General features: G+C 73.4%; 14 protein-coding genes and 1 pseudogene. 8 read left to right on the top strand and 7 right to left on the bottom strand.

Annotated features, from left to right (window positions below):
* Positions 1-162 precede the first annotated feature (162 nt).
* A pseudogene (locus I4I81_RS31700) lies at positions 163-579 on the bottom strand (hypothetical protein); the annotation flags it as partial.
* Here I4I81_RS31700 and I4I81_RS31475 point away from each other — a divergent pair.
* Positions 578-1,816 (top strand): GNAT family N-acetyltransferase, encoded by a 1,239-nt coding sequence (locus tag I4I81_RS31475; protein WP_308187710.1) that lies wholly within the window; start codon positions 578-580, stop codon positions 1,814-1,816. The pseudogene I4I81_RS31700 and the gene I4I81_RS31475 overlap by 2 nt on opposite strands.
* A gap of 499 nt (positions 1,817-2,315) precedes the next feature.
* On the opposite strand, the gene I4I81_RS27810 is transcribed toward I4I81_RS31475, so the two are convergent.
* The 3 genes from I4I81_RS27810 to I4I81_RS27800 all read right to left on the bottom strand — a co-directional run bounded on the left by I4I81_RS27810 (position 2,316) and on the right by I4I81_RS27800 (position 3,999).
* Positions 2,316-2,777 (bottom strand): hypothetical protein, encoded by a 462-nt coding sequence (locus I4I81_RS27810; protein WP_218616442.1) that lies wholly within the window; start codon positions 2,775-2,777, stop codon positions 2,316-2,318.
* A 7-nt stretch (positions 2,778-2,784) separates the two neighbouring features.
* On the bottom strand, positions 2,785-3,246 hold the full coding sequence (locus I4I81_RS27805) for a hypothetical protein (RefSeq protein ID WP_218605813.1): 462 nt from the start codon (positions 3,244-3,246) through the stop codon (positions 2,785-2,787).
* Between the two features lie 411 nt (positions 3,247-3,657).
* Positions 3,658-3,999 (bottom strand): YnfA family protein, encoded by a 342-nt coding sequence (locus I4I81_RS27800; protein ID WP_218605815.1) that lies wholly within the window; start codon positions 3,997-3,999, stop codon positions 3,658-3,660.
* Positions 4,000-4,853: 854 nt separating this feature from the next.
* Here I4I81_RS27800 and I4I81_RS27795 point away from each other — a divergent pair.
* From I4I81_RS27795 to I4I81_RS27775, 5 genes are all read left to right on the top strand, one after another.
* Complete coding sequence (locus I4I81_RS27795; RefSeq protein WP_218605812.1) at positions 4,854-5,381, top strand: sigma-70 family RNA polymerase sigma factor; 528 nt, start codon at positions 4,854-4,856, stop codon at positions 5,379-5,381.
* Positions 5,378-6,004, top strand: a complete 627-nt coding sequence (locus tag I4I81_RS27790; protein ID WP_218605811.1) for a hypothetical protein — start codon at positions 5,378-5,380, stop codon at positions 6,002-6,004. Before I4I81_RS27795 ends, I4I81_RS27790 begins: the two co-directional genes overlap by 4 nt.
* Before the next feature lie 21 nt (positions 6,005-6,025).
* Entirely contained in the window at positions 6,026-6,631 is a 606-nt protein-coding gene (locus I4I81_RS27785; protein WP_218605810.1) for a CHRD domain-containing protein, read from the top strand.
* A gap of 66 nt (positions 6,632-6,697) precedes the next feature.
* Positions 6,698-7,327, top strand: a complete 630-nt coding sequence (locus I4I81_RS27780) for a class F sortase (protein ID WP_218616441.1) — start codon at positions 6,698-6,700, stop codon at positions 7,325-7,327.
* A gap of 52 nt (positions 7,328-7,379) precedes the next feature.
* Positions 7,380-7,838, top strand: a complete 459-nt coding sequence (locus tag I4I81_RS27775; RefSeq protein WP_218616440.1) for a hypothetical protein — start codon at positions 7,380-7,382, stop codon at positions 7,836-7,838.
* 27 nt (positions 7,839-7,865) lie between these two features.
* On the opposite strand, the gene I4I81_RS27770 is transcribed toward I4I81_RS27775, so the two are convergent.
* Positions 7,866-9,032 carry a TDT family transporter gene (locus I4I81_RS27770; protein ID WP_218616439.1) on the bottom strand — a complete coding sequence of 389 codons (1,167 nt, stop codon included), beginning with the start codon at positions 9,030-9,032 and terminating at the stop codon, positions 7,866-7,868.
* A gap of 94 nt (positions 9,033-9,126) precedes the next feature.
* Here I4I81_RS27770 and I4I81_RS27765 point away from each other — a divergent pair, with 94 nt between their 5' ends.
* Positions 9,127-10,029, top strand: a complete 903-nt coding sequence (locus I4I81_RS27765; RefSeq protein WP_308187709.1) for a LysR family transcriptional regulator — start codon at positions 9,127-9,129, stop codon at positions 10,027-10,029.
* A 43-nt stretch (positions 10,030-10,072) separates the two neighbouring features.
* Here I4I81_RS27765 and I4I81_RS27760 read toward each other — a convergent pair whose 3' ends face one another.
* Both I4I81_RS27760 and I4I81_RS27755 read right to left on the bottom strand, forming a co-directional pair.
* Positions 10,073-11,020, bottom strand: coding sequence for a DUF302 domain-containing protein (locus tag I4I81_RS27760; RefSeq protein ID WP_218616438.1), 948 nt, complete (start codon positions 11,018-11,020; stop codon positions 10,073-10,075).
* Between the two features lie 376 nt (positions 11,021-11,396).
* Entirely contained in the window at positions 11,397-11,642 is a 246-nt protein-coding gene (locus I4I81_RS27755) for a YrhK family protein (RefSeq protein ID WP_218605808.1), read from the bottom strand.
* 998 nt (positions 11,643-12,640) lie between these two features.
* Here I4I81_RS27755 and I4I81_RS27750 point away from each other — a divergent pair.
* Positions 12,641-13,570 carry a LysR family transcriptional regulator gene (locus I4I81_RS27750; protein WP_218605807.1) on the top strand — a complete coding sequence of 310 codons (930 nt, stop codon included), beginning with the start codon at positions 12,641-12,643 and terminating at the stop codon, positions 13,568-13,570.

Below are 13,570 nucleotides of genomic sequence, written 5' to 3'. Positions count from 1 at the left end.
AACCCGGCGGCCTCGTAGGTGGCGCGCGCCGGCGCGTGGCCCGGGTCGCCGCCGGTCTCGACCATCGCCGTCGTCATCCCCTGCTCGCCCATCCACCCCGAGCGCGAACGCCGTCAGCCGCGCCCCGAGACCCCGGCGCTGGAACGCGGGGTCGACCGCGACCATGTGGATCTCGCCGATGCGGTCGTCGGCGTGCAGGACGACGGCGACGAACCCGGCGACGACCCCGTCGACCTCGATCACCCAGACCTGCCCGGAATCGCACACCTCCCCCACCGCCTCAGCCTGCGCGGCCGCCCACCCACGCGGGTTTGGAGGTCGAACACACCGGACCCGTGCAGCACGGACCGCAGCGAGGCGAAGACGGGCTCCCAGGCGCGCAGCGACAGCGCCACCACGGCGTCGCGGTCCCCGGACCCGAGCGGACGGATCGTCATGCGCCGCATCCTCACCGACCGCCGCCGCGGCGCCACGGGAATCCGCCGGCCGGCGCGGTCGTCCCCGGCGGGGATCGTGCCCGTCGTGGCCCGGGAGGACTGCGAGCCACCTGTCGGTGGGGCCTGGCACGGTCCGTTCCATGCCCACGCAGAAGGACGATCTGCTCCAGTACCTGAACGAGGCCCGCGAAGCGGTGCTCTGGAAGCTCACCGGCCTCGACGAGTACAGCGCGCGCCGCCCGATGACACCCACGGGGACGAACCTGCTCGGCCTGGTCAAGCACCTGACCAGCGGCGAGCTCACCTACTTCGCCCGCACGTTCGACCGGCCGAGCCCGGACCTCGGCTACCTCGACACCGTCGACGCGTGGGAGAACGGGGACATGTGGGCGCGCGCCGACGAACCGCGCGACGAGATCGTCGACCGCTACCGCCGCGTCGCCGCGCACTCCGACGCCATCGTCACCGCGCTCCCGCTCGACACCGTCGGGCGCGTTCCGCACTGGCCCGCCGAGAGGGCCGGGACGACGCTGCACCACGTGGTCGTCCGCATGATCGGCGAGACGCACCGCCACGCCGGGCAGGCCGACATCGTCCGGGAGACCCTCGACGGGGTCGTCGGGTACCGGGCCGACAGCGACTCGCTGCCGTCCGACGACCGCGCCTGGTGGACGCGGTACGTGGAGAGCGTCGAGTCGGCGGCCCGCAGGCGTCCTCCTGACCCGGCGTCCCCTTCGGGGCTCCGCCGGGGCGGTGCTGCACCACCACGATCCCGGGCGTTCCGCGGAACGCGTTCACCCGTCCCGGTCGGCCGCGCCCGCCAGGTCGCCCGCCTCACCCGAGAACGGAACGACGATGTCGAGCAGCTGGAGCACCCGCGCCGAGACCGACGCGGACATCCCACCATCCACGAGATCACCAGCGCCGCCTTCGACACCGCGGCCGAGGCGGACCTCGTCGACGCCCTGCGCGCCTACCCGCACTGGATCCCCGAGCTGTCCGTCGTCACCACCGACGAGGCGGGCACCGTCGTCGGCCACGCGCTGCTGACCCGGTGCCACATCGGCGACACCGCGGCCCTGTGCCTGGCCCCGTGCGCGGTCCTGCCGCGCTACCAGCGCACCGGCGCCGGGTCCGCGGCGATCCGCGCCGGTCTGGACCGGGCCCGCGAGCGGGGCGAGAGGTACGTCGTCGTCCTCGGCCACCCGTCCTACTACCCGCGCTTCGGGTTCGGCCGGGCGAGCGAGCACGGCATCCGGCTGTCGGTCGAGGTGCCCGACGACGCCCTCATGGCGCTGTCGCTCGACGGCAGAGGCGGACGTCGAGCACGTCGTACGGACCCAGGTCGCCGTCGAGTATCCATGCAGGCTGCTCGATGACGTCCGCTTGGACACGGCGCCACTCCGCAGGTGGCAGCGGGTTCAGATCCGCGTGCTGCCAGAACACCGTGTCCAACTCGATCACGGGGACGTCGATGACAGCGCTGAGCTGCCTGGACAGGACGGATTTGCCGGCCCCGCCGCGGCCGAGAACGAGTACACGTCGCACAGGATGATCCTCGCGGGCCCGCGACGCCTCGTCTCCGGCCAGGATGCGACGGTCCGGCGCCGGGTCGAGGACGCGCTGAGACAGGGAAGTTCATGATCGCGTACGTGGATGGTCGTGAACAGCCGGACAGACGCAGAAGCGGCCCCCGACCGTGTATCTGCTGGTCAGGGGCCGCTTCTGCGGGGTGTGGCAGGTGAAGGATTCGAACCTTCGTAGGCTAAGCCGACGGATTTACAGTCGCCGATTTCACCCGGCTGGAGTAGACGACCTGGGACTATGCGGGCAGGAGAGGCACGGTCGACCGCCGCAGGTGCAGGGTGGGACGCGAGTTCATGGACAAGTCCATGGACAGATGATCAACAACGTGCAGGCTCGCGCGGCTACCGGCGTAGCGGGCGAACTCGCCGGACGAGGTCGCTGATCGCAGCCTCGTCGAACTCGGGTGGTTGCCGGTCGTCGTCGCAGCAGGGCGGCTTCGTCCGGGGCTGGGCCGGGCGGGGGACGCCGGCGAGTTCGTACAACATCCACGGCGGCGTCCCCGTCGGTGTGCGGGCCGACCAGCAGCACCCATGCTTCGTCGCCGGAGAACGCGACGACGACCCGATCGTTGCCGCGCAGGTGCTTCACGCACAAGTTCGGAAGCGGCTCGTCACCGGTGAGCCGGTAGCCGAGCGCGGCGCATCCCTGCAGGGCGAGCGCATGCTCGAACTCGTTGTAGGCCTTGCGCCGGGGCCCGCGAAGACTGTTGATCTGCCGATCGGACACTCGCGTCGACCTGACGAGGTAGGGCACCGGGGGACTATGCCGAAGGCTTCGCCACCCGTGTGGTTCCCTCGCCGTGGCGCATCTGTTGCAGCGACTCGGCCAGGTCGTCGCGCTCGAGCCAGGTGGCGTCGACGAGTCGGCGATGGACTTCGTCGAGCAGCCCGGTGGTCCGGCCGGCGACGCGCAGGTCCGCCAGCAGGTGCAGAACCTCGTGGACCCTTCTGGCGTCGAGCAGGAGCCGGGAGGAAGATCCGGCGGCCCGGGCGAGGACTCCTTCCTCAACCCATGCACGGACCGTCTTCTCCGACAGCCCCAGCAACTCGGCGGCGATGCGCGGCCTGAGCGCAGGCGCCCCGGCCAGATCCTTCTCGACGAGGTCGAGCAACGCCGACCGTCGTTCGTCCTGGTCGGGGAGAGACTTCGCCACGCTCTCCAGCGTCTCGATGCGCTCGATCAGATCGAGGGCTTGAGTCGTCTCGTGCGCGACCGTGGACATGGCGACCTCCCACCAACGGTTCTGATTATTGGCTACATTATCGGAAGCCACAAGCCCACCCGAACGCTGCCTCAGCAACCACGCATCGATCACACCCCGACTGCGCGACGCCATCAGCACCTCGGAACGCCCCCGTTCCAGCAGCCACGGGTCTGGCGATATACATCGCCACTATCTCGCTGCTTCTTCAGCCGTGGGTTCAGCCTGAACGTACTGTCTACAACTCGGCCCATAGTCCCAGTTGGACACAGATCCAAGGCGGTTGGGCAGCGTCCGCTGCGCACAGACACCTCGTCGCCGCGATAACCGCTCCCGGCTCAGGCTGCGAACGAGCGCTCGGCGGCTACGACCTCAGCGACGCCGGGTGCGCTCGTCCAGCTGGGATGAGTCCGTCACGGAACCGCGGTGTGATCAGACGGCGCCGGTACGGGGGGCGTACATGATGACGGCGACCCCCGCCAGGCAGACGAGCGCGCCGGTCACGTCGTAGAGGTCGGGCCGGTAGCCGTCGGCGACCATCCCCCACACCAGCGAGCCGGCGACGAACACCCCGCCGTAGGCGGCCAGGATCCGGCCGAACTGGGCATCGGGCTGAAGGGTGGCAACGAATCCGTAGAGGCCCAGGGCGATGACCCCGGCACCGATCCACACCCATCCCCGATGCTCGCGGACTCCCTGCCAGATCAGCCAGGCGCCGCCGATCTCGAACAGTGCGGCGATGACGAACAACGCGATGGACCGGGCGATCAGCACTGTCCCCGGTCCGGCGTCAGCGGGCAACCACACCCATCGTGGCCCCCGCGCCACCGGACCGGAAGAACCGGTTTCAGCGCGGAACGCGCGGCCCGCCAGGGATACAAAGGCTGAGTCGGGATCAAAACGGTACGGAGGCCGTGTGTGCGGCGACGACCGCCGCGCTAACCCGCGCGATCAACTGACGCAACCGCCCAGGCCGAGCGAAGGCCGACTCGGCCGTGTCCGCGACCGTGCGGGGACGCCTGGTCGCGGGCCGGGTCGCGCGGAATGTCGTGGACGTGGAGTTCATCGGATCCTCGGCTCAGGGGGCGACAGGACAACACGCCACATCCGAGGGCCGCAGGCCGCTCAGCGGATGTGGGAGTCCTGACAACAGAGCCGGTCGTCGATGGAGAGCTGATCCATCGCGAGCAGGCACACACAGAACGTGTGCGCCTTCCACGACGCTCCGGCGGTCATGCCACCAGTGGACCATTCCGAAGCCGGTGAACGCAACGCCGCCCCCGGCCGAGCCGGCGACGGGGCCAGGCGATACCGCGCAGCATCCCCGCGCGGGTGGAGGCCGGGGGTCGGCCGGCGCAGTCCAGCTCGACAGTTGCTCGACGCCCGTCGCGGCCCACGTCCGCCCCGGGCCGGTGACCTTCGGCCAGTCCGGCGGGATCCCCGGGCACCTCACAAGGTGGTCGAGCGTGACCGCCAACCCGTCGTCGAGCCTGCCGCATCCCGTTCGGCGGGACGGGCCCCGCAGCGAGGACGTGTCGTCATGCTCGTTGCTCTGATCGGGTGAACAGTGACCGGCTCGTCAACAGCGGGGCGGCCGCCCGGTAGTCCCCTGCGTAGGAGGTGAGGCGGTGTCGCGGACAGCGCTGGGGGACGAGCGGGCGGTGGGTGCGGCCTACGCCGCGCACGGTGCCGAGCTGTTCCGGCTGGCGCACCGGCTGCTGCTGGACCGCTCGGCCGCCGAGGACGCGGTGCAGGAGACGTTCGTACGGGCCTGGCGGTCGTCGGCGCACTTCGACCCGGCCCGCGGATCGCTGCGCACGTGGCTGTTCGCGATCGCGCGCAACGTGTGCGTGGACGCCGCCGCCGCGCGGGGCCGCCGGCCGTCCCCGCAGGCCCGGGAGGTCCTCACCCCGCTGTTCGTGGCCGAGCCCGCCGACCCGTTCGACGCCGTGCTGGCCGGCTGGCTGGCCGACGAGGCGGCCCGCCGGCTCAGCGCCGAGCACCGGGAGGCGCTGCTGCAGGTGCACCTGCTCGGCCGCGACTACACCGACGTCGCCGCGGAGCTGGGCATCCCGGAGTCGACATTGCGCAGCCGCGTCTACTACGCCCTGCGCGCGGCGCGGCTCGCGCTGGAGGAGATGGGATGGACCGGATGAGCGCACGGTGCCGGGACCGGCGTCCCGAGCTGGTCGACGTGGCGCGCGGCACCGCCGCGCCGTCACCGGGGCTGCTCGCCCACCTCGACGGCTGCCCGGACTGCGCCACCGAGCTCCGGGAGCTGACGGCCGTCGCGGCCGCGATGGCGCGCGCCGACCCGGCCGCGCTGCGGACGCCCGGCGCCCACACCTCGGGTCCGCAGCCCTCCGGGGCGCTGGGCGCCCGGGTGGTCGCCGCGGTCCGCGCCCGGCGCAGGCGGCGCACCGTCACGGCGGCGCTGGCCGCCGCCGCCGTCGTCCTCGCTCTGGCCGGCGGCGCCGCGGTGCTCGTCACCCGGGCGGCCCCGGCGGTCCCGGCCACGACGGTCGCGCTGAGCGTGGTCGAGACACCGGTGCCGTGGGGCACCCGGCTGCAGATCGAGGCCACCGGGCTCCCGGCCGGCGGCCCGTTCCGGGTCTGGGTCGAGGACGCCACCGGCACCCGCACCCCGGTCGGCTCGTTCGGGCCGACCGACGACGGGCGGGCCTCCGTGCCCGCCGCCACCGAACTGGCCCCGGGCGGCATCCGCCGCGTGGGGCTGTCGACGGCCGGCGGCGAGGATCTCGCCGCCGTCGACGCCTGAGCACCAACACGAGGAGAGCACATGAAGTTGACCAGGATCCTGACCGCCGCCGCCGCCGCGGCCCTGCTGACCGGCGTGTCCGGCGGCATCGCACTCGCCCAGGAGACCGACCCGGTCACCCTGACCACGTCGGGCAGCGGCGCGGAGGAGGTGCCCTCGGGCACCGGGCAGGACGGTGCCACGCTGGCCGGCACGTTCACCCTCGCCGCCGACGACACCCTCACCTACACGCTGTCGGTCACCGGGGCCGATGAGCCGCTCACCATGGGCCACATCCACCAGGGCGCGGCCGGCGCCAACGGCGACGTCGTGGTGCCCCTCGACATCGCGGCGATCAGCGCGGGTACCGAGGCCACCGCGATGGTGCCCGCTGAGGTGGCCGACGCGATGCGCGCCGACCCCAGCGGCTTCTACGCCAACGTGCACTCCGCGTCCTACGCCCCGCCCGCCGGGGTGGCCCGCGGCCAGCTCTCGCTGGACGGGGCGGCCGCCCCGTCGGTGGTGAACACCGGTACCGGTGGCCAGGCCGCCGGACCCGACGCCGGAGCGCTCGCACTGCTCGGCGGCGTCGGCCTGGCCGCGGTGGCCGGTTCCGTGCTCGTCGCGCGGCGCCGTCGCACCTCGTGACACCCGGTTCGCCGCGTGATCAGGTGTGCTCCGTGGTCCGGCGCGTCCCGTGACCGGAAGCCCCCCGTGATCGCGCGTCCGGCGCCGGCCCCGGTCCTCCGGGGCCGGCGCCTGGCCGCGGGGCTGCTGGTCGCCGCCCTCACCACCGGTTGCGCCGGCCCCGCAGCCACCACCCTCCCGGCCACCACCCTCCCGGCCGCAGCCCCCGTCCCCGCCACGGCCACCGCCGCGGGCGGGGTGGTACCCGCGGCGCTCGAACTCCCCGAACAGCAGGTGCGGGCGGGCGTCCAGCCGTCCGCGGCGGCACCCGACGGCGAGCTCGCCGTACCCGAGGACCCGCAGCGACTGGGCTGGTGGGTCGGCGGCGCCCGCCCCGGGGACCCCACCGGCACCGCGGTCGTCGCCGGACACGTCGACTCCGCCCGGGCCGGGCTCGGCGCGTTCGCCGCCCTGCGCGACACCGACGTGGGCGACCCGGTCACCGTCCGCGCCGCCGACGGCACCGCGCGCGAGTTCGTCGTCACCGACGTGCTGGAGTTCGGCAAGCAGAACCTGCCCGCCGAGCTGTTCACCCGGGACGGCCCGCCCCGGCTGGCCCTGATCACCTGCACCGGCGCTTTCGACCGCGAACGCGGCAGCTACGCCGACAACCTCGTCGTCCTGGCCGCCCCGGCCCCGGATGTGTCCGAACGATGACGGTGACGCCGGACCGCACACCCCACTCAGACGATCATGAAAGGGTCGGATCATGCGACGCATCCCGGTTCTCGCCCTCCTCGCCCTCCTCGCCGCCCTCGCCGCCGGCTGCTCGACCGCCCCCGCGACCACCGCACCGACCCCGTCAACGTCCGGCACCCCGGCGGCCGATACCCCTGCCGACGACTCCGGCGCGGTGACGGAGCAGCGCTTCCCCGACATCGTCGACGTCGCGGTCACCGGTTCCGCGCCCACGTTCTCCTTCGCGGTGACCGTCAGCTCGCCCTACGACTCTCCCGAGCGCTACGCCGACGCGTTCCGGGTCCGCGGCGAGGACGGCACCGTCTACGGCGTCACCGAGCTGACCCACGACCACGCCACCGAGCAGCCCTTCACCCGCAGCCTGTCCGGCGTCACCCTGCCCGCGGGGGTGAGCAGCGTGGTCGTCGAGGGCCGCGACCAGGCCAACGGCTGGGGCGGCGGCACGCAGACGATCGACGTGACCGGCTGACCGGGCCTGCGCCGGCCGGGGTCTCGATCAGGCGGGGGCCGGGGCGGGCGGCAGGAACAGGTGGCCCCGGGCACTCCCCCGGGCGGTTCGGGCCGCGACCGTGATCCACGCGCCGACCAGCCCGGCGTAGAACACCACCGCCAGCACGGCCAGCACGGAGTCCCCGGTGTGCAGCGCCAGCGCGCTCGTGCCGGTGACGACGGTGCCCACGGGGAAGGTGAACGACCACCAGGTCAGCGAGAACGGCAGGCCCGCCCGGGCGGTGTGCACGGTGACCGCGCCGGCCAGCGCGATCCAGAGCAGCGTGAACCCGAACACCGGCACCCCGTAGACCACGCCGAACACCTCCAGCGCGGTGGACAACGGGGCGGGCAGGGCCAGGTGTGCCACCCCGCCGAGCAGGTTGACCGCGGTGATCGACTGGCCGAGCCAGCCCAGCACGATCCACATCGTCGGCACCGTCGCCGCGGGCCCGGTCCCGTGCACCGCCAGCCGGTACAGGATCAGCGTGGTGATCATCACCGACGCGAGCAGGCTCAGCCCGAACATGGCGTAGCAGGCCAGCAGCAGCGATAGCCGGGCCTGTCCCGGCGCGGCGTAGGGCACCAGCAGCGCCCCGGTGGCGGCCGAGACCATCGGCGGCACCACCGGCATCAGCCAGCCGGCGAAGACCGAGTCCGAGCGCAGCTCGTGGCGGGTGATCATGAGAAACGGGATGATCACCGCGCTGGCCAGCCCGGCGACGGTGCCGACGGTCCACAGCACCCAGTCGATGTGCACGGCCAGGCTCTCCCCCAGCAGGTCGCGGCCCAGCAGCAGCGTGCCCGCACCGACGGTGAGCAGCGCCATCGGCGGGGCGCCGTAGAACTGCGCCATCACCGGGTTCGCCGCGTGCCCGCGGGCGTGGTCCCGGTGCCGGGTCCAGTGCGCCGCCCACGCCACCGTCAAGGCCACCAGCATGATCGCCGCGACGCCCCAGACGACCGTGGCCGCCGCGCGCAGACCGGCGAACTGCAGCGGGAGCGTCACCGCCGCGTTGGCGACGATGCCGGTGCCCATGATCGAGGCGTACCAGTTCGGTCCGAGGTGCGCGATGACGTGGCGCGGGTGCTCCAGGTCGGCGAACAGGCCGATCCGGTGCAGCAGGTGCGGCGTGGCTGCCGGACGTCCGGGGGCGGTCGTGGTCGTGGTCATGGTCCCGATCATCGGCGGGTGTCCGGCCGTCCGGTAGCCACCCCGTCGCGGGGTATCCCCAAAGCGGCTTTGTGGCTCGGCCTACCCTGCGGACGTGGCCCTGTCCCCGCACGTCCCCGACCTGAGCTCGCTGGAGCTGCTGGTCACCGTGGCCGGCACGGGCAGCTTCGGGGCGGCCGGACGCGAGCTCGGCCTGACCCAGCAGGCGGTCTCGGCCCGCATCCGCACGATCGAACGGCTTATCGGCGTCCCGCTGGTGCAGCGCACCCCCCGGGGCAGCCGCCTGACCGACGCCGGGCGGCTCCTCGTCGGCTGGTCCACACCCGTGCTGAACGCCGCCGCCGAGCTCGACGCCGGCATCGACTCGCTGCGCGAACGCCGCGACGGGCACCTCGCGATCGCGGCCAGCTTCACCGTCGCCGAGTACCTGCTCCCCGGCTGGCTCGTCGCGCTGGCCGCCGAGCAGACCGCCGCCGCGCGTCCCCGCACCGCCGTGCACCTCGCCGTGCACAACAGCGACCAGGTGATCGCCGAGATCCTCGACGGCACCACCGAGCTCGGCTTCGTCGAGGGACCCGACCTGCCGCCCGGGCTCGCCCACCAGGTCGTCGCCCGAGACGAGCTGGTCGTCGTCGTGCCGCCCGGCCATCCGTGGACCCGCCGGGCCCCCGACGTCGCCGCGCTCGCCGCCACCCCGCTGGTCGCCCGCGAGGCCGGCTCCGGCACCCGACGGGCCTACGAACGCGCGGTGTCCCCCGCAGATCCCGCCGTGGAACTGTCGTCCACCTCCGCGATCCGCAGCGCGGTGCTCGCCGGCGCCGGGCCCGCCGTGCTCTCCGACCTCGCCGTCCATGACGACCTCGCCACCGGCCGGCTCATCCGAGTGCGGGTGCACGGCCTCGTCCTCACCCGGGACCTGTCCGCGGTCTGGGCCGATGGCTCCACCCCCACCGGACCCGCCCGCGACCTGCTCCGCATCGCCACCCGCCGCCGATGACCCTCGGACAAGCGCCGGCCGTCACGAGACGTACGGTCCGCGGTCAGCCGCCCGCGGCGGTGCCGGTGAAGGTCGTCGTAGCCGTCTCGACCATGTCCAGCACGCCGTCCACCCCGCTCAACCCGTGCCGCTGCGCCAGTACCCGGATGTCGGGATGCCCGACGTGCACCACACCCGCCTCGTCCTCCCAGGCCAGATAGCGCACCGGCAGGTCGATGCCCATCGTCTGGTTCGCCTGCAACAACATGGTGCCGACCTGCGGGTTACCGACGAACGTCACCGACGTCGGGCGCAACTGCTCCCCGATCGACGCCGCACCCGCCGCGTGGTCCACCGTCGCCACCGGCATCAGGTCCTTCGCGGCGAACGCCTCCTCGTAGCGGGTGATCGCCTCGGCCACGCCGACGTCGCTGACCTGCTCGACGAGGTAACCGTCGCCGGACACCTCACCCTCACCGGTCGTCACCGGCTCGTCGTTGCCGCCGGCCGTCGCGGAGATCATCGCGGAACCCATCCGCAAGCCCTCCAGAGCCTCCGAGCCGGCCGCGATGCCCGCGCGGGCACCGATGTACTCCGCGGAGTTGTAGCCCAGGTAGACGGTGCCGTCCTCGGCCTCCCAGCTCAGGTACTTCTGCGGCAGGTCGACCCCGGCGGTCTGAGCCTCGCTCATGACCGGGGTGCCCGCCATCGGTGCGCCGCCGATCACCAGCGTGGTCGGGCGCAGCTCCTCTCCGACCGACTCGGCGTTCGCGGCGTGGTCGACCACCGCGGTCACCATCCCGGCCTCGGCCAGCCCGGACTGCACCCGCTCGCTGGTCTCGGCGACGTCGTAGGCGCTCTCGTACACCACCAGGCCGGGCACCTGCGGCGCCTCCGCACCGCCCGCCGCCGGTGCCGCCGCCGGGGCGTCCCCGGTGCCGCCTCCACCGGATCCGCAGCCGGCCAACGCGAGCGCCGCGGCCGCGGCGAGGGTCAAGGTCGTTCGGCGCATCGTCGAACCTCTCGTTGTCGTGATGGTGAACTCAGGCCACGCGGCCGGGGGTGCCGTCGGCGCCCCGGACCGGCAGCCCGTCGCGGGTCCCATCCCTGCATGCCGTCGACCATCACCTGCGCCGACAGACCCGCTTCGGTCAGGTGCTCGGTCGCCTTGGCCGCACGCCCGCCGGTGCGGCACACCGTGACGACGGGGCGGCCGTGTCGAGCTCATCGAGGCGGTCCCCCAGCTGTCCAGCGGGATGTGTCGGGCGCCCTCGACTCGGCCCGCGGACCACTCGTCGTCCTCCCCGACGTCGAGCACCTCCAACTCGGCGCTGCGGTCGTACACATCTCGGGGCTGCACTGTCGTACCCCTCTCGTGATCGATGAGCTCAGTCGGGACGGCGTCTGCGCCGGTACCGCACGAACGCCTCCCCGAGGCTGCCCACGAGCATTCCGAACGACCCCACCACGAACAGCCACAACGCGGCCGTCTCCAGGCTCGGGACCAGGAAGAACGCGCTCCCCACCAGGAACGTCGCGTTCCCGACCCCGCCGATGATCAGATGGATCACCGGGAAGTCGTCGACGAAATCACGGACCAGGGCGGAGCCCACCCCGCTCCACTGCTCACCCATACCCACCAGCCTCCGCATCCGACGCCACGGGCTGTCGCCGGGGCCTGGAGCAACGCCCGGGACGGTATCGAGGATCACTGATCGGCGCAGGCCGGGCGGCCGGCGTGGCGTGGTGGCTCCATCCGCCGCCGGACCCGGCCGGCACGGCCTCGACCCGAGCACGCCGGGGATCCAGGACGCGTCGGGCCTGCGCCTCCGGTCCGCGGCGTCGGGGTCGATCGGGTAGTCGCCAGGCTGATCGCGGTACGAGATGCACGGCGCCCGGCGAGGTCGGCGGAGACGGCCGGTGCCGTCTCGTCGGACGGGTGGCCGCTGTAGCCGGTCGCCCTCGTCCTGGGTGAGGTGGTCGGTGCGCCCCGCTGCCCCCACCTCCGCGATCCACGGCGACCGCGAACCAGACCAGCCGGTCCACGGCCACCGTCACCGCCACGGCGCCGATCAGCGCGACCGCCCGGACGAGCTCGCGCGGTTCGGTCGCGCCGAACGCGGGTCGCACCTGCAGACCCACCAGCACGAACAGCGCACCGTTGAGCAGGAACGTGGTCAGCTGCCAGGAGGCGCGCGACGGCAACCGGGTCCGTGCCCGGATCCCCCGCGGGCTCAGCCTGCTGTGCGCCAGGCCGTAGACCACCACCGCGATCACCCCGAGCCGTGCACCACCTCCGCGGCGAGCAGTACCGACCGGCAACAGCGACCGGATCTCCCGCAGGGAGGTCGTGCGAGCCTCCCAGCAGAGCAGTGCGAAAGGAAGATTCAGCACCACGACGCCGGGAGCGAACCCGACCTCGTCCGGACCCAGAAGGAACGACAGACCGATCCCACCGGCGACCAGGACGGCGGACGACGGCCGCAGCGAGAGTCGGCCCCGGCCACGTTCAGGGTGCGGCGGGCTGCGCGGTGTCTGCCCGACAGTCCGCCGACGCCCGCTGCGGCCCGGCTGTTGCTCGCCCGCGGCAACCGGCCGGACACCATGCCCCGACCGCCGATAGGCTCCGCGGATGCCGCTGCCACCTCGGGTGCCCGACATCGGGGCCCTGGACCTGCTGCTCAGCGTGGCCCGGCTGGGCAGCCTGGGACGGGCCGCGCAGGCGCACGGGATCTCCCAGCCCGCGGCCGGGTCGCGGATCAGGCACCTCGAGGGTCTGCTCGGGCTGTCGCTGATCGACCGCTCCGCCCTGGGCTCGGCGCTCACCGCGGACGGTGCGGCGGTGGTGGGGTGGGCCCGGGACGTGGTGGACGCGGCCGTGGCCCTCGACGGCGGGGTCGAGTCGCTGCGCAGCGGCCACACCCGGCAGCTGCAGGTCGCGGCCAGCCTGACCGTGGCGGAGTACCTGGTGCCCTCGTGGCTGACCGGGCTGCGGGCCCGGCGGCCGGACGCGGTCGTCTCGGTGCGGGTGGTGAACTCCGCGCAGGTGGCCGAGCAGGTGCTCACCGGCGGGGTCGGTGTGGGTTTCGTGGAGGGCCCGTCGACACCGGCCGGCCTGGAGAGCTGCCCCGTGGGGCACGACCGTCTCGTCCTGGTCGTGGCGCGCGAGCACCCCTGGACGCGGTGTGGCCGGCCGGTGGAGGTCGCCGAGCTGGCCGGCACACCGCTGGTGCAACGCGAGCCGGGGTCGGGCACGCGCGAGACGACCGAGCTGCTGCTGCACGGGCTGCCGGACGTGGCGGCGCCCTCGGTCGAGCTGTCGTCCACCACCGCGATCAAGGCCGCGGTCGCGGCCGGGGTCGGACCCGCGGTGCTGAGCTCGCTCGCGGTGGCCGAGGAGCTGCGACACGGTCAGCTGGTGGCGGTACCGGTCATCGGGGCCGCTCTGGACCGCACGCTGCGTGCGGTGTGGGCCACCGGGCGCACGCTCGGACCGGAGTCGCGCGACGTGCTCGCGGTGGCCACGGCGCACTCCGCGGCCAGGCCGGACCCCGGCGGTTGA

The organism is Pseudonocardia abyssalis (assembly GCF_019263705.2).
In the GTDB taxonomy this organism is placed as follows: domain Bacteria; phylum Actinomycetota; class Actinomycetes; order Mycobacteriales; family Pseudonocardiaceae; genus Pseudonocardia; species Pseudonocardia abyssalis.
The sequence above is the reverse complement of the archived record's forward strand: the minus strand, read 5'-3'. Positions and strand labels throughout refer to the sequence as shown.

Bases quoted from the DNA above. Each gene is read 5' to 3' on its own strand.
- I4I81_RS31475 (WP_308187710.1), top strand. From the start codon at position 578: ATGCCCACGCAGAAGGACGATCTGCTCCAGTACCTGAACGAGGCCCGC.
- I4I81_RS27805 (WP_218605813.1), bottom strand. From the start codon at position 3,246: ATGTCCACGGTCGCGCACGAGACGACTCAAGCCCTCGATCTGATCGAG.
- I4I81_RS27790 (WP_218605811.1), top strand. From the start codon at position 5,378: ATGAGCGCACGGTGCCGGGACCGGCGTCCCGAGCTGGTCGACGTGGCG.
- I4I81_RS27785 (WP_218605810.1), top strand. From the start codon at position 6,026: ATGAAGTTGACCAGGATCCTGACCGCCGCCGCCGCCGCGGCCCTGCTG.
- I4I81_RS27775 (WP_218616440.1), top strand. From the start codon at position 7,380: ATGCGACGCATCCCGGTTCTCGCCCTCCTCGCCCTCCTCGCCGCCCTC.
- I4I81_RS27770 (WP_218616439.1), bottom strand. From the start codon at position 9,032: ATGACCACGACCACGACCGCCCCCGGACGTCCGGCAGCCACGCCGCAC.
- I4I81_RS27760 (WP_218616438.1), bottom strand. From the start codon at position 11,020: ATGCGCCGAACGACCTTGACCCTCGCCGCGGCCGCGGCGCTCGCGTTG.
- I4I81_RS27755 (WP_218605808.1), bottom strand. From the start codon at position 11,642: ATGGGTGAGCAGTGGAGCGGGGTGGGCTCCGCCCTGGTCCGTGATTTC.
- I4I81_RS27750 (WP_218605807.1), top strand. From the start codon at position 12,641: ATGCCGCTGCCACCTCGGGTGCCCGACATCGGGGCCCTGGACCTGCTG.